This is a genomic window from Pseudomonas sp. SWI7 (assembly GCF_006351945.1).
In the GTDB taxonomy this organism is placed as follows: Bacteria; Pseudomonadota; Gammaproteobacteria; order Pseudomonadales; family Pseudomonadaceae; genus Aquipseudomonas; species Aquipseudomonas fulva.
In genome coordinates, this window is the sequence record NZ_CP040930.1 from 3,907,317 (window position 1) to 3,931,748 (window position 24,432).

Genomic DNA, 24,432 nt, shown 5'->3' on the forward strand with positions numbered 1-24,432 from the left:
GCCATTTTATAGTGAAACGACCCCCGGGAATCAATGCGCCCGCTGCGGTTACCGATCCCCACGATGGGAAAGTGAAAACAACAACAGCTGCAACCATCGTCGCCTACCAGGCGCCAGCCGTCTCTCCACATCGCCGCAGCCAAGCAAAGGATGTACAGCCATGACGTCGCTAGCCCCGTGCGCCCGCTTCTCACGCGAGATGAATGACTTCCTGCAGGCACACCCCGACACCCAATACGTCGACTTGCTGATTGCCGATATGAATGGAGTCGTGCGTGGCAAGCGCATCGAGCGGGCGAGCTTGCACAAGGTGTATGAGCGAGGTATCAATCTGCCGGCATCGCTGTTTGCGCTCGACATCAACGGCGCTACCGTGGAAAGCACTGGACTGGGCCTGGACATGGGCGATGCCGATCGCATCTGCCACCCCATTGCCGGTACGCTTGCGCATGAACCTTGGCAGAAGCGCCCCACCGCCCAGTTGCTCATGACCATGCACGAACTGGACGGCCAGCCGTTCTTCGCCGATCCGCGCGAAGTCTTGCGTCAGGTCGTGGGCCGGTTCGAAGCGCTTGGCCTGACCCTGCGCGTTGCATTGGCGCTCGAGTTTTACCTGATCGATCAGGACAACCTCAATGGGCGACCGCAGCCGCCGCGCTCGCCGTTGTCCGGAAAGCGTGCGCATTCGACCCAGGCCTACTTCATCGACGACCTGGACGAGTACGCCGACTGTTTGCAGGACATCCTCCAAGCGGCAAAGGCCCAAGGCTTGCCTGTCGATGCCATCGTCAAGGAAAGCGCGCCTGCGCAGTTCAAGGTCAATCTGCATCACGTGGCCGACCCTCTGAAAGCCTGTGATCAAGCGATCCTGCTCAAGCGCCTGATCAAGAACGTTGCCTACGACCATGAAATGGACACGACATTCATGGCCAAGCCCTATCCCGATCAGGCGGGCAATGGTCTGCATGTTCACCTGTCGCTTGTAGAAAAACACAGCGGCAAGAACCTCTTTGCAAGCGACGAACCGCTCAGGTGCGAAGCGCTGCGCCATGCCATCGGCGGTGTACTGGAGACACTTCCCGCGTCGATGGCCTTCCTGTGCCCGAACATCAATTCGTATCGCAGGTTCGGCGCCCAGTTCAATGTACCAAACGCCCCAGGCTGGGGCTTGGATAACCGTACCGTGGCCCTGCGTGTGCCCACAGAAAACAGCCACAGCGCCCGCCTGGAACATCGCGTGGCAGGTGCAGACGCCAACCCTTACCTGACGCTTGCGGTGATTCTTGCTGGCGTTCACCATGGCCTGACCCATCAGATCAAGCCGCAGGCGCCCATTGAAGGCAATGCCTTCGAGCAACTGGAACAGAGCCTTGCGAACAACCTGCGCGACGCGCTGCGCGCGCTGGAAGACAGCGAAGTGCTCAAGCGGTACATCAGTGCGCATTACATCGATATCTTCGTGGCCTGCAAGGACAGCGAGCTGGCCGAATTCGAGGTGTCGATTTCCGACCTCGAATACAACTGGTACCTGCACACCGTGTAGCGCCAAGGCGCCTGCATGAAGCCAGGGGAAGGTTTTGCAGCGGGCTCTGAGTGGGCAGGCCTTGGCGAGAGGCTTGTTAAAAACAATTCCAACACTACGGCTGATATTCATGAGCGATTACACAGAAGCCGGCCGCCCACCCGATGTGGCGGCTGGCGAAAGCATCCAACAGGGTGGCAAGGGCCTGGCCAAAGGCCGGTTAGGGCTGTTGGCCAGCGTGGTGCTGGGCATCTCCACCATCGCCCCGGTCTACACCCTTACCGGCGCCTTGGGCCCGACCGTGCGCGAGGTCGGCGCTCACCTGCCGGCGGTGTTCATCGTCGGGTTCCTGCCCATGCTGCTGGTCGCCCTGGGCTATCGCGAGCTGAATTCGGCCGAGCCGGACAGCGGTACGTCGTTCACCTGGTCGGCGCGAGCCTTCGGCCCGATGATTGGATGGATCGGCGGTTGGGGGCTGGTGGTGGCGACCACCATCGTGCTGTCGAACCTGGCCGGTGTGGCAGTGGACTTTTTCTACCTGTTCCTCGGCCAGATCACAGGCAACCCTGGACTGGCGGCGCTTGCCGACAACTTGCTGATCAATATCGTGACCTGTTGCGTGTTCATCGCCTTGGCCGTGTGGATCTGTTGCCGGGGCATGACCACGACCATGACCGTGCAGTACGGTCTGGTGGCGTTGCAACTGCTGGTACTGGTTGGTTTCGCCTTCGCAGCATTCGGCGAAACGACGGCGCCACCGCCCCTGGCATTCGATTTCGCCTGGTTCAACCCGTTCGGGGTCGAATCCTTCTCGGCGTTCGCCGCCGGGCTGTCGTTGTCGATCTTCATTTTCTGGGGCTGGGACGTATGCCTGACCGTCAGTGAAGAATCGGTAGGCAGCGAAGAGGTTCCGGGCAAGGCGGCCACCTGGACCGTGTTGTTGATTCTGGGGCTGTACTTGCTGACGGCCATTGCCACGTTGCAGTTCGCCGGCATCAGCGAGTCGGGGCTGGGCCTGAACAACCCGCGCATCCAGGAAAACGTGTTCGCCCATCTGGCCGGCCCGGTCATGGGGCCGCTGGCGATCCTGATGTCCATCGCGGTACTGGCCAGCACCGCTGCTTCCCTGCAATCGACCTTCGTTTCGCCTGCGCGCACCTTGCTTGCCATGGGCTATTACGGGGCGGTACCGCAGAAGTTTGCCAAGGTCTGCCCGCGCTCGCAGACGCCGCGTTACGCCACGGTATGCGCCGGGGTGGCCGCCGGGCTGTTCTACGTCACCATGCGCACGCTCAGCGAAAACGTACTGGCCGACACCATCACCGCCCTGGGCATGATGATCTGCTTCTATTACTCACTCACGGCGTTCGCCTGCGTCTGGTATTTCCGCAGCAGTCTGTTCGGCAGCCTTCGGCATTTGCTCATGCGCGGGCTATGCCCTTTGGTGGGCGGTGTCATCCTGTCGGTGATCTTCGTGCGCACAGCCATCGACAGCGCCTCGCCGGACTTCGGCAGTGGCTCGCACGTCGGCGGGGTCGGGCTGGTCTTCGTGATCGCGGGGATTATTTCCGTCCTGGGGATCGTGCTGATGCTGATGTCCCGGCTGCGAGCCCCCGCCTACTTCCTGGGAGCCACGCTGCGTCAGCACGCTACCTTGCCGTTGCAGGACTGACCAGGGCCACTACCTGCGACGTGCAGAAGATTGCGCGAGGGCCTTCCGGAAGGCCCGCGCGCGTCAGCCGATCAACTGCTCGAGCAGCGCCCCATGGCGGTGTTGCTGCTTCTTCAGGAGCAGGCGATTGGCGCGGAACACGGCTTTCAAGTCCGCCAGTGCCGTATCGAAAACATCGTTGATGATCACGTAGTCGTACTCGTCGTAATGCACCATCTCGCTGACGGCCTCTTTCATGCGCCCGGCGATGATCGCGTCGCTGTCCTGGCCGCGGCCATCGAGGCGCTCGCGCAATGCGGCCTGGCTTGGCGGCAGGATGAAGACCGACAACGCCTGTGGCATCAGCTTGCGTACCTGCTGCGCGCCTTGCCAGTCGATTTCCAGGATCAGGTCGAAGCCTTGGTCCAGCGTCTGCTGCAATGCACTGCGAGAGGTGCCATAGAAGTTGCCGAACACCTCGGCATGCTCCAGAAAATCGCCCTGTTCGATCAGTGCCCTGAACGCGTCATGCTCGACGAAGTGGTAGTTCACACCATGCTGCTCGCCAGGACGCATGGCCCGGGTGGTGTGCGAGACGGAAACACGAATCTGCTTGTCGTCCTGGGTCAGGGCGTTGACCAGGCTGGTCTTGCCGGCGCCGGACGGAGCGGAAACGATATAGAGGGTGCCGCTGGTGTGGTTCATGGTCGGTGTGGCCTTACTCGATGTTCTGTACTTGTTCACGCATCTGTTCGATCAGGACCTTCAGGTTGACCGCCGCCTGCGTGCTGCGGGGATCGAAGGCTTTGGAACCGAGCGTGTTGGCTTCGCGATTGAGCTCTTGCATCAGGAAATCCAGGCGGCGCCCGGCGGCACCTGCACCCTTGAGTACGCGCCGTACTTCGGCGACATGGGTGTCGAGGCGATCAAGCTCCTCGGCCACGTCGCTCTTCTGGGCCAGCAGGACCATTTCCTGCTCCAGGCGCTGCGGGTCGATTTCGGCCTGAAGGTCGTTGAAGCGATCCAGGATCTTCTGGCGTTGCGCGGCCAGCATCTGTGGCACCAGCGCTCGCAGCGTCGTGACCTCTTCGGCCATGCTGTCCAGGCGCTCGTTGATCAGACGGGCCAATTCCTGGCCTTCGCGCTGACGCCCGGCCTTGAGTTCGGCAAGCGCGTCGTTGAACAGCGCCATGGCTTGGGCATTGAGTGCCTGTGGGTCGCTGGCGTCAGCGACCAGTACGCCCGGCCAGGACAGCACTTCCAACGGGTTGAGCGGCGCCGGCTGCTGGATCAGCGCTGCCACTTGCTCGGCGGCGGCCACTAGCTGCGCAGCGCGCTCGCGGTCGACCTGCAACGGCTTGCCGCTGCTGTCCTCGTTCAGGCGCAGGGTGCATTCCACCTTGCCTCGGGAAAGGCCTTGGCGCAGGCCTTCGCGCACGCCACCTTCAAGGTCACGCAGGGCGTCGGGCAGACGCAGGTGCGGTTCCAGGTAACGATGGTTGACCGAGCGCAGCTCCCAGACCAGGGTGCCTTGGCTGCCGGCGCGCTCGACCCGCGCAAACGCGGTCATGCTGTGCACCATGGGGGTACCTCGCATAAAGATTGGACATGGCAGCCTGCTGGCTGCGAGGCGCAGGATTGTAGCGCACTGGGGCCTTGCGACCCAATGCGCCAGTGCGCCTGAGCGACGGACAGGACCGTCGCAAATGCAGGCGCGCACGACCGTCAGCGACGATAGGCGTGTCCTCACTAGGCTACGGGCTCTATAATGCCTGCCAGATTCAATGTCCCAGTACAGGTATCCCAGATGAAACGTCCAAGTGGTCGCGCCGCCGATCAGCTCCGCTCGATCCGCATCACCCGCAACTACACCAAGCACGCCGAAGGGTCGGTACTGGTCGAGTTCGGTGACACGAAAGTCATCTGCACGGTCAGCGTGGAAAACGGCGTGCCGCGCTTTCTCAAAGGCCAGGGCCAAGGTTGGTTGACCGCCGAATACGGCATGCTGCCGCGCTCGACGGGCGAACGTAACCAACGCGAAGCCAGCCGTGGCAAGCAAGGCGGTCGCACGCTGGAGATCCAGCGCCTGATCGGCCGCTCACTGCGCGCAGCGCTGGACATGAGCAAGCTCGGTGACATTACGCTGTACATTGATTGCGATGTCATCCAGGCCGATGGCGGCACCCGTACAGCCTCCATCACCGGTGCCATGGTTGCCGTCTGCGATGCCCTGGCCGTGATCAAGAAGCGTGGTGGCCTGAAGGCGGGCAACCCGCTCAAGCACATGATCGCCGCCGTGTCGGTGGGCATGTATCAGGGTGAAGCGGTGCTCGACCTGGACTACCTGGAGGACTCGGCAGCCGAAACCGACCTGAACGTGGTCATGACCAGCGCTGGCGGTTTCATCGAGGTGCAGGGTACGGCAGAAGGTGCGCCGTTCCAGCCAGAAGACTTCAACGCCATGCTCGCCCTGGCGCAGAAGGGCATGGATGAGATCTTCCAGCTGCAGCAAGCCGCGCTGGCAGACTGAACCTGATCAGGAGGGTGCAGGCATGACCGATCCGAATCTTTCGATCATCCCGCCCAGTGCCGAGGTCAGGCAGTGGGCGATGCTCTGTCACCTTTCCGCGCTCCTTGGCCTGGTGATCCCGCTCGGGCACCTGCTGGGGCCGTTGGTGCTGTGGCACCTCAAGCGCGAGCAGGACCCGTTCATCGATGCGCAAGGCAAGGAAGCGCTGAATTTCCAGATCAGCGTGACCGTGGCAGGGTTCATCTGCCTGCTGCTGATATTCGTGGTGATCGGGCTGGTGCTGTTTGCCGTGCTGTCAGTGGCGGTGATGATTCTGATCGTCATCGCTGCGGTACGCGCCAACGAAGGCAAGCCTTACCGCTACCCGATGATCTGGCGGCCGATCAAATAGCCAAGTGGGGCTGCAAGGCAGCCCCACTGGTTGTTCAGATAGTCAGCGTCCAGTCGTAGTCGACGATCAATGGCGCATGCTGGGAGAAGCGCGGCTGACGTGGCAAGCGCGCGTTGCGCACGAAGCGGCGCAGGCCTGGGGTGAGGATCTGGTAGTCGAACCGGTAGCCCAGGTTCAGCATTTCGGCCTGCTCGTTGTCCGGCCACCAGCTGTACTGGTCACCCTCACGGCTGACTTCGCGCAGGGCATCCACGTAACCCATCTCGCCGGTGATGGCATCCATCCAGGCACGCTCTGGCGGCAGGAAACCCGGCGACTGCTGGCTGTCACGCCAGTTCTTGATGTCGAGCTTCTGCTGGGCAACATAGAACGACCCACAGTAGATGTACTCACGGCGCTTGCGACGCTGCTTGTCCAGGTACTTGGCGAAGTCGTCCATCAACTTGAATTTCTGGTTCAAGTCTTCATCCCCGTTCATGCCCGAAGGCAGGAGCAGGCTGGCAATACTGACTTTGTCGAAATCTGCTTGCAGGTAACGCCCGTAACGGTCGGCTGTCTCGAAGCCCAGGCCGGTGATGACTGCCTTGGGCTGCATGCGCGAATAAAGGGCCACACCACCTTGGGCAGGCACCTCCGCGTCGCAGGCATAAAGGAAATAGCCATCGAGCTGGAAAGCTGGGTCATCGAGTTCAAAGGCCGAGGCGCGGGTATCCTGAAGGCAGATGACGTCGGCATTCTGGGCCTGTAGCCAGCTGAGCAAACCACGCTCGGCCGCAGCCTGAATGCCATTAACGTTCACACTGATGATCCGCATAAATGGCCCCATAAATCTCGTGCGTGTATGATACCCGAGCTCAACCCATTTAGCTAAATCCGTGGTGTCCGGGACTTTCCATGCAGCCGTATCAGCGCGACTTCATCCGTTTTGCCATCGATCGCGGGGTCCTGCGTTTCGGTGAGTTCACTCTCAAGTCCGGGCGTACCAGCCCGTACTTCTTCAACGCTGGCCTGTTCAACACAGGTTCGGCACTGGCCGAGCTGGGGCGTTGCTACGCCGCCGCCATCGTCGACAGCAAGATCTCGTTCGACGTGCTGTTCGGCCCGGCCTACAAGGGTATTCCCCTGGCCGCGACCACTGCCGTCGCGCTGGCTGACCAGCATGGGCAAGATGTGCCCTGGTGCTTCAACCGCAAGGAAGCCAAGGATCACGGCGAGGGCGGCAGCCTGGTCGGTGCGCCTCTGGCAGGCGATGTGCTGATCATCGACGACGTGATCACTGCCGGTACCGCCATTCGCGAAGTCATGCAGATCATCAAGGCGCAGCAGGCCAACGCCGCTGGCGTGCTGATTGCGTTGAACCGCGAGGAGCGTGGCAATGGCGAGCTGTCGGCCATCCAGGAAGTGGAGCGCGACTTCGGCATACCGGTGGTCAGCATCGTCTCGCTGACCCAGGTGCTGGAGTTCCTGGCTGACGACCCGCAACTCAAGCAGCACCTGCCGGCGGTCGAGGCCTACCGGGCGCAGTACGGGATCTGACCCAGGGTCTGGAAGCAAAAAAAGGCGACCTCGGTTAGAGGTCGCCTTTTTTGTGCCGCCAGTTCTGGCCTGTCGCCGGCTTGGCGGCGACAGGCCTGGCAGGTCAGGAAAGCGACTTGTGGTTGGTGATCAAGGTGCCCACGCCGCTGTCGGTGAAGATTTCCAGCAGCACCGCGTTCGGCACGCGGCCATCGATGATGTGCGAGCTGTTCACGCCGCCTTGCACCGCATCCAGGGCGCATTTGATCTTCGGAAGCATGCCACCGTAGATGGTGCCGTCGGCGATCAGTTCGTTGACCTGCTCTGTGGTCAGACCGGTCAAGACCTGGCCCTGCTTGTCCATCAGCCCGGCGATGTTGGTCAGCAGCATCAGCTTCTCGGCCTGCAGCGCTTCGGCCACCTTGCCTGCTACCAGGTCGGCATTGATGTTGTAGGACTCGCCATTGATGCCGACGCCGATGGGGGCGATCACCGGGATGAAATCACCCTTGACCAGCATGTTCAGCAGGTCGGTGTTCACGCTCACCACTTCACCCACATGGCCGATGTCGATGATCTCGGCGGTGGTCATTTCCGGCGTCTGGCGGCTGACGGTGAGCTTGCGTGCACGGATCAGTTCCGCGTCCTTGCCAGTCAGGCCGATGGCGCTGCCACCGTGCCGGTTGATAAGGTTGACGATGTCCTTGTTGACCTGGCCGCCCAGTACCATTTCCACAACGTCCATGGTCGCCGAATCGGTCACGCGCATGCCGTCGATGAAATGGCTTTCGATGGAAAGCCGCTTGAGCAGATCACCGATCTGCGGGCCACCCCCGTGCACTACCACCGGGTTGATGCCCACGGCCTTCATCAGCACGATGTCGCGGGCGAAGCCCGTCTTGAGCTCCTCGCTTTCCATCGCGTTGCCGCCGTACTTGATCACCAGCGTCTTGCCGACGAAGCGGCGAATGTAGGGCAAGGCTTCGGACAGAACTTCGGCTACGTGGGTGGCGGCATCGCGATCGAGGGTCATGCAGGGCTCCTGTGAGGCCAGATAGTCGGTCAGAACGGCAGTTGCAGGTCAGGTTCTACCCGCAGCAACTGAGTGCGGAAAACATCCTTGATACGCTGCAACTCGGCGTCGCTGTCGGCCTCGAAGCGCAGTACCAGAACCGGTGTGGTGTTGGAGGCACGCACCAGGCCCCAGCCCTGTGCATAGTCCACCCGCACACCGTCGATGGTGGTCAGGCGCGCGTCACCCCAATCGGCGTCGCGTTGCAGTGCATCAATGATGCTGAATTTACGTTCATCGGTCACATCAATATTGAGTTCCGGCGTGGAAATATCATCAGGAAAAGCGGCGAACACGGTTTCGGCACTCTGTTCGGTCTTGCTGAGGATTTCCAACAGGCGCGCAGCGCTGTAGATGCCGTCGTCGAAACCGTACCAACGTTCCTTGATGAAGAGATGACCGCTCATCTCGCCTGCGAGCAAGGCGCCGGTCTGATGCATCTTCTTCTTCATCAACGAATGACCGGTCTTCCACATCAGGGTACGACCGCCCAATCGTTCGATCAGGGGGATGAGGCGTCGGGTGCACTTGACGTCGAAGATGATTTCGGCGCCTGGGTTACGAGCCAGGACATCCTGGGCGAACAGCATCAGCAAGCGGTCGGCGTAGATGATGCTGCCGGCCTCGGTCACCACGCCGACGCGATCCGCGTCGCCGTCGAATGCCAGGCCGAGGTCCGCACCCGTGCGCTTGACCGTGTCGATCAGCACCTGAAGGTTCTGCGCCTTGCTGGGGTCGGGGTGATGGTTCGGGAAGTTGCCATCCACTTCGCTGAACAGCGCAATCACCTCGCAACCCAACGCTTCGATCAGTTGCGGGGCGATCACGCCAGCGACGCCGTTGCCACAGTCCACGACCACCTTGAGCCTTCTGGCCAGCTTCACGTCACTGACGATCCGCTGGAAATAGCGCTCCAGAATCGCTACCTGCTGCACGTGCCCTGTGCCCAGGGTCAGGTCATTGGCCTGCAAGCGGCCGAGCAGCGCCTGGATCTGCTCGTTGGCCAGGGTGTCGCCTGCAATGACGATCTTGAAGCCGTTGTAGTCCGGGGGGTTGTGACTACCGGTGAGCATCACGCCCGATTTGCCGCCCAGTTCGTGAGTGGCGTAGTACAGCGCCGGCGTGGGTACCAGACCAAGGTCGTTCACATGGCAGCCTGCTTCGACCAGGCCGCGGATCAGCGGCTCGACGAGCAGCGGGCCGGACAGGCGACCATCGCGGCCCACGCTGACCTGGGGTTCGCCCATGGCCAGGCTCTGTGCGCCGACGGCGCGGCCTATCCAGTAGGCGGTATCAGCGTGCAGCGTCTTGCCGACGATGCCGCGGATGTCGTAAGCGCGAAAAATACCAGGAGGCAAGTGGGCGCGGCCCGCCGGGGCCATGTCGTTCATCTGGAAAACCCCATCAGTCAGAAGCGCTCGGTTGCAGGCGCACGCAGAGCGCTTGGACGAAGGTTGCGGCCCGGAGTTCGCCATCCATGGCGAATGTGCTCATGTCCGGTTCAACGGGTGCCGGAGTGACCGAAGCCACCGGCGCCGCGCTGGCTTTGATCGAACGATTCGACGATCTCGAACTGCGCCTGTACCACGGGCACGAGCACCAGCTGGGCGATACGCTCACCGACAGCGATGGTGAAGGCGGTGGTGCCGCGGTTCCAGCACGACACCATCAGTTCGCCCTGGTAGTCCGAATCGATCAGCCCGACCAGGTTGCCCAGCACGATGCCATGCTTGTGGCCCAGGCCCGAGCGCGGCAGCACGAGTGCGGCAAGACCCGGGTCGCTGATATGGATGGACAGGCCCGTTGGAATCAGGACCGTCTGGCCGGGTTCGAGCACCGTGTCCTGCGTGAGCAGGGCGCGCAGGTCAAGGCCGGCGGAGCCCGGAGTGGCGTACTGCGGCAACGGGAATTCGGTACCCAGGCGTGGGTCGAGGATCTTGGCTTGTAATGCGTGCATGTAACTTACTGAACCTGATTGAGCCGTTCGGCGATGAAGGCAACCAGCTGACGGGCGATCTTGCCCTTGCTGGTCTGCGCGAAGAGGGTCTGGTGCTGCTGGCGATCGATCACGGTCAAGGCGTTCTCTTCACTGTTGAAGCCGATGCTGGGGTTGGCCACATCGTTGGCGACGATCAGGTCGAGGTTCTTGTCCTTGAGCTTGCGCGTGGCGTAATCGAGCAAGTGTTCGGTCTCGGCGGCGAAGCCGACACTGAAAGGGCGGTCGGTGCGACCGGCCAGGGTGGCAAGGATATCGGGATTGCGCACCATCTGCAGCAGCATGCCATCGCCAGTCGTAGGATCTTTCTTCAGCTTTTGTGGCGCTATGACCTCTGGGCGGTAGTCCGCCACCGCCGCCGAAGCGATGAACAGGTCGCATGGCATGGCCGCCTCACAGGCTGCCAGCATGTCCCGCGCGCTGACCACGTCGATACGGCTGACCCGGTCGGGGGTAGGCAGGTGGACGGGACCGGTCACGAGGGTCACCCGAGCCCCGGCTTCGGCGGCCGCCTCGGCCAGGGCGAAGCCCATCTTCCCGGAGCTATGATTGGTGATGTAGCGCACCGGGTCGATGTTCTCCTGAGTGGGGCCGGCGGTGATCAGCACGTGCTTGCCGGTCAATGCCTGGCGCTTGAAGCTTTCGGCGGCGCACCAGGCCAGGTCGGTGGCCTCGAGCATGCGGCCCAGGCCCACGTCGCCACAGGCCTGGCTACCCGAGGCAGGGCCGAACACCTGAATGCCTCGGCTCCTGAGCACTTGGAGGTTGGCCTGGGTGGCAGCGTCACGCCACATGGCCTGGTTCATGGCGGGGGCGACGGCGACGGTGGCGTCGGTGGCCAGCACCAGGGTCGTCAAGAGGTCATCGGCCATGCCCTGGGCCAGGCGTGCCATGAGGTCGGCGGTGGCCGGAGCGATCAGCACCAGATCAGCCCATTTGGCCAGCTCGATATGGCCCATGGCCGCCTCTGCTGCCGGGTCGAGGAGGTCCAGGTGCACCGGATGGCCGGACAACGCCTGCAAGGTCAGCGGCGTGATGAATTCGGCGCCACCGCGGGTCATGACGACACGCACTTGGGCGCCGTGCTCCAGGAGTCGGCGGATCAGTTCGGCGCTCTTGTAGGCGGCGATGCCACCACCGACGCCAAGAACGATGCGCTTGCGATACAGCCGCTGCATAGGGTTGCCTTTTTCCAGTGAAAGCGGGCGGCGACAGAAACTGCGTGCGGCAGAACGTCGCATGTACGAGGGCAAATAGATTAACACAGGGCCTAAATGGGCCGCAGCAAGGGCAGGGACGCGATGAACATCAGGGAATGGCCGGTTCAGGATCGGCCAAGGGAAAAGCTGCTGCAGCGTGGGGCGGCGGTGCTGTCTGACGCCGAGCTGCTGGCTGTGCTGCTGGGGTCAGGCGTTGCAGGGCACAACGTGCTCGACTTGGCGCGCGGCTTGTTGGTGCGTTTTGGCGGCTTACGGCCGTTTCTGGAGGCCGATCGGCGGGCCGTCTTGCGTGAGCCTGGCATAGGGGAGGTCAAATACGCACAGCTGCAGGCATTGCTGGAAATCGGTCGTCGCTACCTCGATGAGGGGATCACCCGCGCAGCGGCGTTGGAGGACCCCCAGGCCGTACGACGCTACCTCAAGGCCATGCTGCGCCATGAACCCAGCGAGGTGTTCGGCTGCCTGTTTCTGGACACCAAGCACCGGCCACTGGCGTTCGAGATTCTGTTCAGGGGTACCATCGACCGAGCCAGTGTCTATCCGCGGGAAGTCGTGCGACGGGCATTGATGCACAACGCCGCGGCGCTGATCCTGTGTCACAACCACCCTTCGGGGAACAGCGAACCGAGCAAGGAGGATGTGCACCTGACCTTGTCGCTCAAGCGTGGGCTGGCCTTGATCGATGTGCGTGTGCTGGATCACATCATCATTGGCGACGGGGAGCCGCTGTCCATGGCCGAGCACGGGTGGGTCGTGACTTAGGGCACGCCGCTGTGGTGGCGGCGCTGCCCAAGACGACCTGTCATGACCGGGGAAGGGGCGCCTTCCCCCGTTCATGACAAGGGCGAGGCGTGGCCAGGGCTTACTTGGTCACGCTCACCTTGCTGAAGTCCAGCCGGCCGAACGGGTTGACCTGATAAGCCTCGACACCCTGGCGCAGCAGGGCCGCCGCATTCGGATGCGCCAATGGCACCCACAGCGCCTGCTGCTGGATCAGGGTCTGCGCCTGCTGGTACAGCCGGCTGCGCACGCTCTGATCATTGGTGGTGCGACCGGCACTGATCAGCTGGTCCAGGCGATTGTCACAGAACCGCGCGAAGTTGGTCCCGGACTTGACCGCTGCACAGGAGAACTGCGGGGTGAGGAAGTTATCCGGGTCACCGTTGTCACCTGCCCAGCCCATGAACAGCAGGTCGTGCTCGCCGGCCTTGGCGCGGCGGATCAGCTCGCCCCATTCGATCACCCGAATGTCAGCCTTGATGCCCACCTTGGCGAGATCAGCCTGCAGCATCTGCGCGCCCAGGCTGGGGTTGGGGTTGAGCAGGCTACCCGATGGACGTGTCCAGATCGTCGTGCTGAAGCCGTCCGCCAGGCCGGCCTTGGCCAGCAAGGCCTTGGCTTTCTTCACATCCAGTGGGTAACCGGGCAGGTCCTTGGCATAGCTCCAGGTATTAGGCGGGTACGGGCCATTGGCCGCGATGGCCGAGTCTTCGAAAACAGCCTTCACGTAGGCCTGTTTGTCGAAAGCCAGGTTGATGGCCTGACGCACCTCTGGCTTGTCCAGGGGTGGGTGCTGGCTGTTGAGCGCGATGAATGCCGTCATGAACGCTGGCGTGCTGGCCACCTTGAGGCTGCTGTCCTGGCTGGCCTCGGCAATGTCCAGTGGTTTGGGCGACAGGGCTACCTGGCACTCATTGCGTTTGAGCTTCTGCAGGCGCACGTTCGCATCGGTGGTGATGGCGAAGATCAGCGGGTCGACGGCCGGTTTGCCGGCAAAGTAGTCAGGGTTGGCGCGATAGCGCACCACCGCATCCTTCTGGAATCGCTGGAAGACGAATGGCCCGGTGCCGATGGGTTGGCTGTTGAGCTTCTCGGGAGTGCCTGCCTTGAGCAACGTGTCGGCGTATTCGGCGGAGTAGATCGAGGCAAAGCCCATGCTCAGGGTAGCCAGGAAGGTCGCATCCGGGTGGGTGAGGGTAAAGCGCACGGTATTGGGCGCTGGTGCGTCGATCGTTTTGATCAGGCTGCCCAGTTGCAGCGACTGGGCATGGGGGTAGCCGCCGGGTGCCGTCTTGTGCCAGGCGTGGGCGGGGTAGAGCATGCGCTGGAAGCTGAACAGCACGTCGTCGGCATTGAGCGTACGGCTGGGCTTGAAGTAGCCGGTGGTATGGAATTTCACGTTGTCGCGCAAGGTGAAATCGTACACCAGGCCATCGGCCGACACCGTCCAGCTGGCGGCCAGGCTCGGCACCACTTTGCCTTTGCCGGCATCGAACTCCACCAGGCGGTTCATCAGGACATCGGCCGTGGCATTGGTGGTAGTCAGCGAATTGTACTGCACCACGTCGAAGCCTTCGGGGCTGGCTTCGCTGCAAACGCTCAGTGGCGCTGCCTGGGCTGCACCCACGGCAAGCAGGGAAGTGAACAATAAGGAAAGAGCGGCGGCACGCATGGTGGCTCCTTGGCTGTCAGTGGCCCATCTGCCAGTGCAGTCTGGAAAAGGCCTACCCTAGTGTGACTGCCGGAAAATGACCACACTCTTTTTTACAATCTTGGCGACGAGCGGTCAGCGTCCGATAGGGCCTGCGGCCGTGCCGCCCGCGGCGGTTCGCCCCGGCTCGAATGTTGATCAGGTATTGTTGCAATCGAGTCTTTCTGGTATAAAGCAGCGCTCTTTTCTAGGGGCTCGGCCTGTCGCATCAGCGAATCCGGTCGATAAGACCTCCAGAATCACGGCGCCTCGGCGCCAAAGACTGAGAGATTAAGCGGCCAACCCATGCCGGGTTGGGCATGTGGTTTTAGAGGGCTGAGTCATGTCGAGAGTCTGTCAAGTTACTGGTAAGGGTCCAGTAACCGGGAACAACATTTCCCACGCAAACAACAAAACCCGTCGTCGTTTCCTGCCAAACCTGCAGCACCACCGTTTCTGGGTTGAGTCCGAGAAGCGTTTCGTGCGTCTGCGCGTTTCCGCCAAAGGCATGCGCATCATCGACAAGCGCGGCATCGATGCCGTTCTGGTTGACATCCGTAAAGCTGGCGCCAAGGTTTAAGGGAGAGCATCATGCGTGAATTGATCCGTCTGGTTTCGAGTGCCGGTACCGGCCACTTCTACACCACCGACAAGAACAAGCGCACCACCCCGGACAAAATCGAGATCAAGAAATACGATCCCGTTGTTCGCAAGCACGTGGTGTACAAGGAAGCCAAGATCAAGTAATTGATCGGCGACCTGAAAAAAACCCGCCTCTGAACAGAGGCGGGTTTTTTTATGCCTGGCCGAAAGGGTGGGCAGGCCAGGGGTTACTTCTGCTCGAACAATGCATAGATCTTGCGGCAAGGCTCCAGCACTTCCCATGTCCCTTTGAACCCGGCGGGTATGACGAACCGATCACCCGCACGCAGTGTCTTGCTGGCGCCTTTTTCGTCACGCAGCACCGACACGCCCTGCACGATTTCGCAGTACTCATGCTCGGTGTAGTTGACCTTCCACTGGCCGACTTCCCCCTCCCAGACGCCAGCGGCAAACTGCCCGCAGGGGCTTGCATAGTGGTTGTACACGGCCTGGTCCGGCTCGCCCTTGAGAACCTTTTCGGCTGCGGGGCGATAGCGCTCGGCCTCGGTAATGGCCTGGGCGAAATCGATGATGCTGTCGATGCTCATGAGGGGGCTCCTGTATGTTCAATAAAATTAACATCGCTGGGCGTTTGAGCCGATAGTGTCAAATATATTGATAGTTTGAAAGGGCTGGTTTAGGGTATTGCATGCCTGTGTGCGCCTGTCGCACGCCCGGACCCCGACAACGCCTGCAAGTCCTCAGTGCAGCGTTGCACCTAAACAAGAGGAGGAGTTTCGTATGACCACCCTGACTCGTGCAGACTGGGAACAACGTGCCCAGCAACTGAAGATCGAAGGCCGCGCCTTCATCAACGGCGAATACACCGATGCCGCATCCGGTGAAACCTTCGAATGCCTGAGCCCGGTCGACGGACGCTTCCTGGCCAAGGTTGCCAGCTGCGACCTGGCCGACGCCAACCGCGCGGTCGAAAACGCCCGCGCGACCTTTAATTCGGGCGTATGGTCACAGCTGGCTCCGGCCAAGCGCAAGGCCATTCTGATCCGCTTCGCCGACCTGCTGCGCAAGAACGTCGAAGAGCTGGCGCTGCTTGAAACGCTGGACATGGGCAAGCCGATCGGTGACGCCTCCAGCATCGATATCCCAGGCGCTGCCAATGCCATTCACTGGACAGCCGAAGCCATCGACAAGGTGTACGACGAAGTCGCTCCTACGCCTCACGATCAACTGGGCCTGGTCACCCGCGAGCCGGTAGGCGTGGTGGGTGCCATCGTCCCGTGGAACTTCCCGCTGCTGATGGCGAGCTGGAAGTTGGGCCCCGCATTGGCTACGGGCAACTCGGTTGTGCTCAAGCCTTCCGAGAAATCGCCGCTGACGGCCATTCGCATCGCTCAGTTGGCGGTGCAAGCCGGCATCCCGGCAGGTGTGCTGAACGTGCTGCCTGGCTATGGCCACACCGTGGGCAAGGCCCTGGCCCTGCACATGGACGTCGACACCCTGGTATTCACAGGTTCCACCAAGATCGCCAAGCAGCTGATGGTGTATGCAGGCGAATCGAACATGAAACGCATCTGGCTGGAAGCCGGTGGCAAGAGCCCGAACATCGTCTTTGCCGACGCGCCCGACCTTGAGGCCGCCGCCCAGGCTGCTGCCAGCGCCATCGCCTTCAACCAGGGAGAAGTGTGCACCGCAGGTTCTCGCTTGCTGGTGGAGCGCTCGATCAAGGACACCTTCCTGCCCATGGTGGTCGAGGCCCTCAAGGCCTGGAAGCCCGGCAACCCGCTGGACCCGCAGACCACCGTTGGTGCCCTGGTCGATACCCAGCAGATGAATACCGTGCTGTCGTACATCGAGGCCGGCCACAAGGACGGTGCCAAGCTGCTGACCGGTGGCAAGCGGACGCTGGAAGATACCGGCGGCACCTACGTCGAGCCGACCATCTTCGATGGCGTGACCAATGCCATGAAGATCGCCCAGGAAGAAATCTTCGGCCCCGTCCTGTCCGTGATTGCTTTCGACACGGCCGAAGAGGCGGTTGCCATCGCTAACGACACACCCTATGGGCTGGCGGCGGGCATCTGGACTTCGGACATTTCCAAGGCGCACAGGACGGCCCGCGCCGTGCGCGCCGGCAGTGTCTGGGTCAACCAATATGATGGCGGCGACATGACCGCGCCATTCGGTGGCTTCAAGCAGTCGGGCAACGGCCGTGACAAGTCGCTGCACGCGCTGGAGAAGTACACCGAGCTCAAGGCCACCTGGATCAAGCTGTAATTCCAGCAGCCTGTAGCAGGCAATTCGGCTTCCAAGTGCCTGGTATCGCTGTTGCGAGCTGAGCAGGGCCTGAGGCAGCTCGATTGCACGCGGGGCGGACACTCCACCACTGGCCGGGGCGGCTCATACCGTCCCGGCTTCGTTGTTTCTGTCATACAACAATGCTGCCTGGGAGGCCGTCATGCGTTGGGGAACCTATTTTGCCGTGCTGGCGTCGGTGCTGAGCGTCGGACTCGCATTGGGTGTGAGCATGCCGTTGGTGTCCTTGCGTCTGGAGGCCTGGGGGTATGGCGGCTTCGCCATTGGCGTCATGGCCGCCATGCCTGCTCTGGGCGTGCTGGCCGGCGCCAGCCTAGCCAGCCGTCTTGCCGGGTGGGTAGGCGTGCCTGCGGCCATGCGCCTGTGCCTGTGGGGTGGGGCATTGTCCATCGGCCTGTTGGCCCTGCTGCCAAGCTACCCGCTTTGGTTGCTGCTGCGGCTGTTGATCGGCATGGCGTTGACCGTGGTGTTCGTGCTGGGTGAGAGTTGGATCAACCAACTGGTGGTCGAGCAGTGGCGCGGACGGCTGGTAGCCCTGTACGGGAGTAGCTATGCGCTGAGCCAACTGGCAGGGCCGTTGGTGCTGGGCATGCTGGGGTCGGACGACGACTTCGGCTTCTGGGCGGCGACCGGTCTGCTGCTGGTGTCGCCCTTGCTGTTGCTGGGCCGCGGTGGCGCGCCCTCTACGCAAGCATGCAATGTCACCTTTGCCGACCTGTTTGCCTTCTGCAGAAGGCTGCCCGTGATCGCCTGGGCCATCGCATTGTTCGCTTCGTTCGAAGCCATGATCCTGACCCTGCTGCCGATATACTGCCTGCAACAGGGCCTGAGCACGGAAATCGCGTTGTTCATGGTCAGTACGGTGGTGGTCGGCGATGCGGTGCTGCAGTTGCCCATTGGCGCACTGGCGGACCACATGTCGCGGCGCGCGCTGTTCACCGGTTGCGCCTCGGCATTGTTGGGGTCGAGCCTTGCCATCCCCCTGCTGTTGCACACCTGGGCGATCTGGCCTGTGTGGGTATTGTTCGGCGCAAGCGCCGGTGGGTTGTTCACCTTGTCGCTGGTATTGATCGGTGAGCGCTATCGAGACGATGCCCTGGTGCGAGCCAATGCCCACGTGGCCCAGCTGTGGGGCATCGGTTGCCTGCTGGGTCCGTTGCTGGCCGGCGCAGGTAGCCAGTGGATCAGCGGGCACGCCTTGCCGCTGCTGATGGCAGCAGGCGCCGCTGGGCTTGTGGTGCTGACCCGGCGGCCCGGAGCGTTCGAGCCTGCGGCGGCGTGACTGCGCAGCGCTAGAGCATCTTTTCCAGCCCGACCGCCTTGCTGATCCAGGCATTGAACCGCCGCCACAGGCTACCAGGCTCTGACGTGAGCACCCGCCGCTGTCCGTCCTCCTCGGTCACCCAGACCAGCTTGCCGCCGACGAGCTCAGGCTGGTAGCTCAGGGCCGGTGCCATGCCCTGCACCGCCAGCGCACGGGTGTATTCGGCAAGTTCGGGGCTGTCGACCAACACGCCGACTTCGGTGTTCCACAACACCGAGCGCGGATCGAAATTGAACGAGCCAATGAACGTCTTGTGACGGTCGAACACGATCGCCTTGCTGTGCAGGCTGGAATTGGAGCTGCCATGAAAACTCAGCTTGCCCGCGCTGGGGTCCCCGGGTTGGCGGCGCATTTCGTATAGCTTCACCCCGTGCTCCAGCAATGCCTTGCGGTAAGGGGCATAACCGCCGTGTACGGCAGGCACATCGGTGGCCTCCAGCGAGTTGGTCAACAGCTTTACCGAAATGCCCGCGTCGGCGCTCTGAGTGAGGTAAAGCAGCCCTGGTTCGCCGGGCACGAAATAAGCCGAGACCAGAATCAGTTCGTGACGCACATCGCGCAGGTCAGGGCCAAGTTGCCGTGTCAGCAGCAGCTGTGGGTCAGGCTCGTCATCGGCCAGCACCTTGCTGGGTGCGTCCCACAGCGCCTGGGCATGGGCCCATATGAGTTCGTTGCGCCAGGTGTCCAGCCGCGGCTGGGATTGATAGGCCATCAGGCGGTCATACAAGACCTTGCGCCGAGTTCTGGCTTCGGCCAGCGAGACCTCCAGCCGATGGCGGCTGGTGCGCAGGTCGCTGGCATTGGGCTGGTGCCAGAGGAAATCGGTGATCGGGCGGCTCAGGGCGCTGTTCCAGTACTGATCGAAACTGTGTCCCAACTGCTCTGCTATAGGGCCCACGCCCAGCAGATCGATGTCGGTGAAGTTCAGGTTGGGCTCGGCGTCGAAATACTCGTCGCCCAGGTTTCGCCCGCCGACGATGGCCATGCTGTTGTCCACCAGGAACAGCTTGTTGTGCATGCGCCGGTGCTGACGCGACAGGTTGAGCAACCGGCCCATGGCGCGCGTGACCCCGGTGGCGCGTCCCAGGTGCAGGGGGTTGAACACGCGGATCTGGATGTTCGGGTGGGCGGCGAGGGTGCCCATGATTGCATCCAGGCCGTCACTGGTGGTGTCGTCCAGCAGGATGCGTACCCGCACCCCCCGGTCTGCCGCCCGCAACAGTTCATGGACCAGGGCGCGGGTGCTGAGCCCGTCATGGACGATGTAGTACTGCACGTCGATGCTGGCCTGTGCATTGCGTATCAGCTCGGCGCGCGCCCGGAAAGCCTCGTTGCTGTTGGGGAGCAGGCGAAAGCCGGAACGGCCTTCATAAGGTGCTGCCTGGCGCAACACCGAGCGGCCGAACGCCGAGCCATCGGCCGGCAGGGCTTGGCTGGTTTGGCGCGGCGTATCGACGCTGGCGCAGCCGCCGACGCCGAGCAGCAGCGTCAGCAGCAAGGGTAGGGCTCGCTGGAGTTTCAACGGTGGATCGTCCTGTGCAGCAGGGCTTTGGGGTTGGACAGTGGCAGGCAACGCAAAGTTACGTCGCGACGATGTCCTCGTCCAGCAAGCGTTGGGCGGTCTCACCCACCTTGCGCACCGCCGCCTCGATTTGCGCTGTAGGCCTGGCGGCGAAGTTCATGCGCAGGCAATGACGGAACTTGCCGGAAGCGGAAAAGATGCTGCCCACGGCCACTTGTACGCCCTGTTCCAGTAAGGCGTGATTGAGTTGCAAGGTATCGAAATGTTCCGGCAATTCCACCCACAGCATAAAGCCGCCTTGCGGACGGCTTACGCGGGTGCCGGGTGGGAAATACCGGGTCACCCAGTCGCTCATCAACTCACGGCTGCGTTGGTACTGGCTACGCATCCGTCGCACATGGGGCTGGTAGTGCCCGTTGGCGATGAAGTCCGCTACCGCCAATTGAGGCTGACTGGCGGTGCTGCCTGTGCTGATGTACTTCATGTGCAGGACCCGCTCCAGGTAGCGTCCGGGCGCTACCCAACCGACACGCAGGCCAGGGGCAAGGGTCTTTGAAAATGAACTGCACAACAGCACGCGGCCTTGCATATCGAATGACTTGACCGTTCGTGGCCGAGGGTAGGTGTAGGCCAGGTCACCGTAGACATCGTCCTCGAGAATGGCCACGTCGTAGCGCTGTGCAAGCTTCAACAGGGCCTTTTTACGAGCCTCGGGCATGATGTAGCCCAGCGGGTTGTTGCAACTTGGGGTGATCTGGATGAGCTTGATCGGCCACTGCTCGAGGGCCAGTTCGAGCGCCTCGAGGCTGATGCCCGTCACCGGGTCCGTGGGGATCTCCAGCGCCTTCATGCCCAGGCCCTTGAGCGTCTGCATGGCGCCATGGAAGCTGGGCGAGTCCACCGCAACGATATCGCCAGGCTCGCACACGGCGCGGATGCTGCACGACAGGGCTTCGTGACAGCCTGTCGTCACCACCAGCTCCGAGGGGGAGAGCCTGCAACCGGAGTCCAGGGCCAGGCGTGCCACCTGTTCACGCAAGGCCAGGTTGCCGTGGATATTGTCGTAATACAGCCCGGGCATGTCCTGCCGACGGCTGAGTCGGGCGAGGCTGCGCAACAGCGGCTTGAGGGTAGGGCTCTCGATGTCTGGCATGCCCCGTCCAAGCTGTATCACCCCTGGCTGCGGAGTACTGCGCACCAGTTCCAGTACCTGCTCCCACTGGGAGATGTCCACGGGGCGCTGGGCGGGTCGGCTGACCGCAGGCAAGGCCGGCAGGTGGCGGTGATCGCTCACGAAATAGCCGGATTTTGGCCGTGGCGAGACCATGCCACTGTCTTCGAGCATGCGGTAGGCCTGTTGCACGGTGCTCAGGCTTACCCCGTGCTCCACGCTTAGTGCGCGCACCGATGGCAGCCGCTGGCCGGGGCGATAGAGGCCCTGTTCGATGCGCGCGCCGAGTACCTCGGCAAGGTTCAGGTAGAGCGTCACGTCATACTCCTGGGCTGCGCCGGGTAACGCACCATACAGATTGATTGAAAAGGCTACATTCAGTTACCTGGAAGCCCGATCTGTATCCAAATAATAACGCTTTTTTGGATCTGTATTGTCAGGCCATGCACCCTGCATGCTGTCCCCACATTGTCATCGAAAGGGAGACAGCAGCGATGGGAAGCTTGAGCGATGTGCGCAATGAACCGTTGGTAGGCGATAAAGAGGCCCTGCAGCGAAGCGAAACCCACGCTACGCCAAAGGCTTCGAGTCGCTTGCAGTTGATGCTGCGCCGCTGGCGCACCCGCAGGGCGCTGCTCCAGTTGAGCGACCATGAATTGCGTGATGTGGGGCTCAGCTGGCAAGAGGCGCGCTCGGAAGGCCGCAAGCCGTTCTGGAGGCCTTGACCGCTTTCAGGCCAGCTCCTTGAGCCTGTGCCACAGCATGCCCAATGCCAGTAAAGGTGAGCGCAAGTGCTTGCCGCCTGGGAACGTCATGTGTGGCACCTTGGCGAACAGGTCGAAGCGCCCGCTTTGCTGGCCACTGATGGCCTCCCCGAGCAGCCGGGCGGCCAGATGGGTCGCGTTCAGCCCGTGGCCTGCGTAGGCCTGGGCGTAGTAGACGTTGGGCTGATCGGGCAGACGGCCTACCTGGGGCAGGCGGTTGGCGCCGATCCCGATCATGCCACCCCACTGGTAGTCGATGCGGACGTCCGCCAGTTGAGGGAACACCCGCAGCATCTTGGGCCGCATGTAGGCGGCGATATCCTTTGGGTCGCGCCCGGAATAATGGCAAGCGCCGCCGAACAGCAACCGGTGATCTGCGCTCAGGCGGTAGTAGTCCAGCGCCACCCGCTGGTCGCACACGGCCATGTTCTGTGGCAGCAGCGAACGTGCACGCGCTTCACCCAGCGGCTCGGTAGCGATGAGGTAACTGCCGGCGGGCAATACCTTACCGCCCAGCTCACCGTGCAACCCATTGAGGTAGGCGTTGCAGCACAGGACCAGCGTTTGCGCCCGGACCCGGCCTTGGGCAGTGTGTACCTGCACCTGGGGGCCATAGTCGATGCGGGTCACCTCGGACTGCTCGTGGAGTTTCACGCCCAGGCGCGCGGCTGCCGCGGCTTCGCCCAAGGCCAGGTTGAGGGGGTGCAAGTGGCCAGAACCCATGTCCACCAGCCCGCCTGCATAGCGCTGCGAGCCCACCACGTCGTGAATGTCATCCTTTGCGACCAGCCGCAGTTCGTGGGCGTAACCCAGGCTGCGCAAGTGTTCGGCCTCTTCGGCCAGGCCCGCCATTTGCGCCGGCTTGTTGGCCAGGTCGCAATAGCCCCAGACCAGGTCACAGGCGATGGCGTGCTGCGCTACACGGTCGCGCACGATCTGCACGGCCTCCAATCCCATCCGTTGCATGTCGCGAACGCCCTGCTCGCCGATGACCGGCAGGAACTGCTCCAGGCCATGGCCGACCCCGCGAATCAACTGCCCACCGTTGCGCCCACTGGCGCCCCAGCCGATCTTGCGCGCTTCGAGCAGGATCACCGAGAAGCCACGCTCGGCCAACTCCAGGGCCGTGTTCAGACCAGAGTAGCCACCGCCGACGATGCACACATCGGCGGTGTGCTCACCCTGCAGAAAGGCATGATCAGGGTGAGGCGCGCTGCTGGCGGCGTAATAAGAAGCGGCGTGCTGCGCGCTGTGGATCATTGGACGCGTCCTGGTGCATGGGCTGGAACGGGAGGATAAGCCGCAGGCCCAGGGCGGGCAACCGGCCTATAATGGGCGAACATTTTCAGCCTGTGCCTAGTCATGTCCTGCGACCGCCACAAAATCCACTTCCTGCGCGAACTCATCCCTTCGTTCGAATGCGAGCCCGGCTGCCATGACTGTTGCGGACCGGTCACTACCTCGGCGCAAGAGATGGCTCGGCTGCCGCGCAAATCCCAGGCCGAGCAGGACGCTGCCCTGGAGCGCCTGGACTGCGTGCATTTGGGGCCCCAGGGCTGCACGGTATATGAAGAGCGGCCAATGATCTGCCGCCTGTTCGGCACCACCCCACGCCTGGCCTGCCCACGCGGTCGTGGGCCCGAACCCATGATCGACCCTGCGGCCGAGCAGCTGGTGCACCAGTTCATTGCTACCACCCGGCAAGTGCTGGTCTAGGCGTTCGCGGTAGAGCCCGGCGTCAGTCCGGGATTGGCAGGCAGAGGCTTTCCTTCACCTCCTCCATCACGATGTAGCTTTTGGACTCACGCACGTGGGGCAGCTTGAGCAGGATGTCGCCAAGCAGCTTGCGATACGAAGCCATTTCCGAAATGCGCGCCTTGACCAGGTAGTCGAAGTCGCCGGAAACCAGGTGGCATTCGAGCACGTGCGGCAGCTTGAGCACTGCCCGACGAAACTCCTCGAAGGTATCGCCAGACTTGTAGTCCAGGCTGATTTCCACGAACACCAGCAGGCTGCCCTTGAGGTGCTGTGGGTTCAGGCGCGCGTTGTAGCCCATGATGATGCCTTCACGTTCCAGCCGACGTACGCGCTCGGTGCACGGCGTGGTGGAGAGGCCGACCTTCTCGCCCAATTCGGTGAAGGAGATACGCCCGTCGTTCTGCAGGATGCGCAGGATGTTCCGGTCGATCTTGTCCAGCTCACGCTTACTTTGATGCTGGGTTCTCATAGGGGATGCCCCTCCGTGAAAGGCCATTGTGCCGAGAATTCTCGCCAATAATAGGCTTTTATATAGTGAATTGCACTGCTCACGAATTCCTATACTTCGCCCATCAATGGCAGTCCAACAACACACTGCGGCAGTGCGCGA

The 24,432-nt window shown here is 62.3% G+C and carries 25 protein-coding genes; 12 read left to right on the forward strand and 13 right to left on the reverse strand.

Going from position 1 to position 24,432, the window contains the following annotated elements:
• The first annotated feature begins 160 nt into the window (after positions 1-160).
• Positions 161-1,543: a glutamine synthetase family protein gene (locus FH041_RS17830; protein ID WP_140174914.1), complete on the forward strand. Its 1,383-nt coding sequence runs from the start codon at positions 161-163 to the stop codon at positions 1,541-1,543.
• A gap of 109 nt (positions 1,544-1,652) precedes the next feature.
• On the forward strand, positions 1,653-3,194 hold the full coding sequence (locus FH041_RS17835) for an APC family permease (protein WP_059183523.1): 1,542 nt from the start codon (positions 1,653-1,655) through the stop codon (positions 3,192-3,194).
• 63 nt (positions 3,195-3,257) lie between these two features.
• Here the strand turns inward: FH041_RS17835 and gmk are convergent, their stop codons facing one another.
• Together gmk and FH041_RS17845 are read right to left on the reverse strand one after the other, a co-directional pair.
• Positions 3,258-3,878 (reverse strand): guanylate kinase, encoded by a 621-nt coding sequence (gene gmk / locus FH041_RS17840; RefSeq protein WP_027913368.1) that lies wholly within the window; start codon positions 3,876-3,878, stop codon positions 3,258-3,260.
• A gap of 13 nt (positions 3,879-3,891) precedes the next feature.
• Positions 3,892-4,755 (reverse strand): YicC/YloC family endoribonuclease, encoded by an 864-nt coding sequence (locus FH041_RS17845; protein ID WP_027913369.1) that lies wholly within the window; start codon positions 4,753-4,755, stop codon positions 3,892-3,894.
• 225 nt (positions 4,756-4,980) lie between these two features.
• Here FH041_RS17845 and rph point away from each other — a divergent pair, with 225 nt between their 5' ends.
• Together rph and FH041_RS17855 are read left to right on the forward strand one after the other, a co-directional pair.
• A complete protein-coding gene (gene rph / locus FH041_RS17850; RefSeq protein WP_023532860.1) occupies positions 4,981-5,703 on the forward strand; it encodes a ribonuclease PH in 723 nt (240 codons plus the stop codon).
• A gap of 22 nt (positions 5,704-5,725) precedes the next feature.
• On the forward strand, positions 5,726-6,094 hold the full coding sequence (locus tag FH041_RS17855; protein WP_023532399.1) for a DUF4870 domain-containing protein: 369 nt from the start codon (positions 5,726-5,728) through the stop codon (positions 6,092-6,094).
• Between the two features lie 34 nt (positions 6,095-6,128).
• Here the strand turns inward: FH041_RS17855 and FH041_RS17860 are convergent, their stop codons facing one another.
• Positions 6,129-6,908 (reverse strand): exodeoxyribonuclease III, encoded by a 780-nt coding sequence (locus FH041_RS17860; RefSeq protein ID WP_023532406.1) that lies wholly within the window; start codon positions 6,906-6,908, stop codon positions 6,129-6,131.
• 80 nt (positions 6,909-6,988) lie between these two features.
• Between FH041_RS17860 and pyrE the strand changes: the two genes are divergently transcribed.
• A complete protein-coding gene (pyrE, locus tag FH041_RS17865) occupies positions 6,989-7,630 on the forward strand; it encodes an orotate phosphoribosyltransferase (RefSeq protein WP_027913370.1) in 642 nt (213 codons plus the stop codon).
• A 103-nt stretch (positions 7,631-7,733) separates the two neighbouring features.
• Here pyrE and argB read toward each other — a convergent pair whose 3' ends face one another.
• The 4 genes from argB to coaBC form a co-directional block, all read right to left on the reverse strand.
• A complete protein-coding gene (argB, locus tag FH041_RS17870; RefSeq protein WP_023532327.1) occupies positions 7,734-8,642 on the reverse strand; it encodes an acetylglutamate kinase in 909 nt (302 codons plus the stop codon).
• Positions 8,643-8,671: 29 nt separating this feature from the next.
• Positions 8,672-10,063 carry a phosphomannomutase/phosphoglucomutase gene (locus FH041_RS17875; RefSeq protein ID WP_097223507.1) on the reverse strand — a complete coding sequence of 464 codons (1,392 nt, stop codon included), beginning with the start codon at positions 10,061-10,063 and terminating at the stop codon, positions 8,672-8,674.
• Between the two features lie 119 nt (positions 10,064-10,182).
• Positions 10,183-10,638 carry a dUTP diphosphatase gene (gene dut / locus FH041_RS17880; protein ID WP_027913372.1) on the reverse strand — a complete coding sequence of 152 codons (456 nt, stop codon included), beginning with the start codon at positions 10,636-10,638 and terminating at the stop codon, positions 10,183-10,185.
• A 5-nt stretch (positions 10,639-10,643) separates the two neighbouring features.
• Entirely contained in the window at positions 10,644-11,855 is a 1,212-nt protein-coding gene (gene coaBC / locus FH041_RS17885; RefSeq protein WP_023532606.1) for a bifunctional phosphopantothenoylcysteine decarboxylase/phosphopantothenate--cysteine ligase CoaBC, read from the reverse strand.
• Positions 11,856-11,978: 123 nt separating this feature from the next.
• Here coaBC and radC point away from each other — a divergent pair, with 123 nt between their 5' ends.
• Positions 11,979-12,659: a DNA repair protein RadC gene (gene radC, locus FH041_RS17890; RefSeq protein ID WP_125921887.1), complete on the forward strand. Its 681-nt coding sequence runs from the start codon at positions 11,979-11,981 to the stop codon at positions 12,657-12,659.
• Between the two features lie 100 nt (positions 12,660-12,759).
• Here the strand turns inward: radC and FH041_RS17895 are convergent, their stop codons facing one another.
• Positions 12,760-14,349: an ABC transporter substrate-binding protein gene (locus FH041_RS17895; RefSeq protein WP_140174915.1), complete on the reverse strand. Its 1,590-nt coding sequence runs from the start codon at positions 14,347-14,349 to the stop codon at positions 12,760-12,762.
• A gap of 361 nt (positions 14,350-14,710) precedes the next feature.
• On the opposite strand from FH041_RS17895, the gene rpmB reads away from it, so the two are divergent.
• Entirely contained in the window at positions 14,711-14,947 is a 237-nt protein-coding gene (gene rpmB / locus FH041_RS17900; protein WP_003253504.1) for a 50S ribosomal protein L28, read from the forward strand.
• Between the two features lie 11 nt (positions 14,948-14,958).
• On the forward strand, positions 14,959-15,114 hold the full coding sequence (rpmG, locus tag FH041_RS17905; protein WP_003253507.1) for a 50S ribosomal protein L33: 156 nt from the start codon (positions 14,959-14,961) through the stop codon (positions 15,112-15,114).
• An 83-nt stretch (positions 15,115-15,197) separates the two neighbouring features.
• Here rpmG and FH041_RS17910 read toward each other — a convergent pair whose 3' ends face one another.
• Positions 15,198-15,557 carry a cupin domain-containing protein gene (locus tag FH041_RS17910; RefSeq protein ID WP_028686773.1) on the reverse strand — a complete coding sequence of 120 codons (360 nt, stop codon included), beginning with the start codon at positions 15,555-15,557 and terminating at the stop codon, positions 15,198-15,200.
• Between the two features lie 193 nt (positions 15,558-15,750).
• Between FH041_RS17910 and FH041_RS17915 the strand changes: the two genes are divergently transcribed.
• Together FH041_RS17915 and FH041_RS17920 are read left to right on the forward strand one after the other, a co-directional pair.
• On the forward strand, positions 15,751-17,244 hold the full coding sequence (locus FH041_RS17915; RefSeq protein ID WP_023532569.1) for an aldehyde dehydrogenase: 1,494 nt from the start codon (positions 15,751-15,753) through the stop codon (positions 17,242-17,244).
• A gap of 181 nt (positions 17,245-17,425) precedes the next feature.
• The gene (locus tag FH041_RS17920) at positions 17,426-18,565 is read left to right on the forward strand and encodes an MFS transporter (protein WP_027913375.1); all 1,140 of its coding nucleotides are present in this window, start codon (positions 17,426-17,428) and stop codon (positions 18,563-18,565) included.
• A gap of 10 nt (positions 18,566-18,575) precedes the next feature.
• Here FH041_RS17920 and FH041_RS17925 read toward each other — a convergent pair whose 3' ends face one another.
• Both FH041_RS17925 and FH041_RS17930 read right to left on the reverse strand, forming a co-directional pair.
• The gene (locus tag FH041_RS17925; protein ID WP_028686771.1) at positions 18,576-20,129 is read right to left on the reverse strand and encodes a phospholipase D family protein; all 1,554 of its coding nucleotides are present in this window, start codon (positions 20,127-20,129) and stop codon (positions 18,576-18,578) included.
• A 58-nt stretch (positions 20,130-20,187) separates the two neighbouring features.
• Positions 20,188-21,618 carry a PLP-dependent aminotransferase family protein gene (locus tag FH041_RS17930; RefSeq protein WP_042138954.1) on the reverse strand — a complete coding sequence of 477 codons (1,431 nt, stop codon included), beginning with the start codon at positions 21,616-21,618 and terminating at the stop codon, positions 20,188-20,190.
• A 176-nt stretch (positions 21,619-21,794) separates the two neighbouring features.
• Here FH041_RS17930 and FH041_RS17935 point away from each other — a divergent pair, with 176 nt between their 5' ends.
• Positions 21,795-22,025 (forward strand): DUF1127 domain-containing protein, encoded by a 231-nt coding sequence (locus tag FH041_RS17935; protein WP_140174917.1) that lies wholly within the window; start codon positions 21,795-21,797, stop codon positions 22,023-22,025.
• A gap of 6 nt (positions 22,026-22,031) precedes the next feature.
• Here FH041_RS17935 and FH041_RS17940 read toward each other — a convergent pair whose 3' ends face one another.
• Positions 22,032-23,324, reverse strand: a complete 1,293-nt coding sequence (locus FH041_RS17940) for an FAD-binding oxidoreductase (RefSeq protein ID WP_088522819.1) — start codon at positions 23,322-23,324, stop codon at positions 22,032-22,034.
• Positions 23,325-23,426: 102 nt separating this feature from the next.
• Between FH041_RS17940 and FH041_RS17945 the strand changes: the two genes are divergently transcribed.
• Positions 23,427-23,780, forward strand: a complete 354-nt coding sequence (locus FH041_RS17945; RefSeq protein ID WP_027913380.1) for a YkgJ family cysteine cluster protein — start codon at positions 23,427-23,429, stop codon at positions 23,778-23,780.
• A 22-nt stretch (positions 23,781-23,802) separates the two neighbouring features.
• Here the strand turns inward: FH041_RS17945 and dadR are convergent, their stop codons facing one another.
• Positions 23,803-24,291, reverse strand: coding sequence for a transcriptional regulator DadR (dadR, locus tag FH041_RS17950; protein WP_003258963.1), 489 nt, complete (start codon positions 24,289-24,291; stop codon positions 23,803-23,805).
• Positions 24,292-24,432 lie beyond the last annotated feature (141 nt).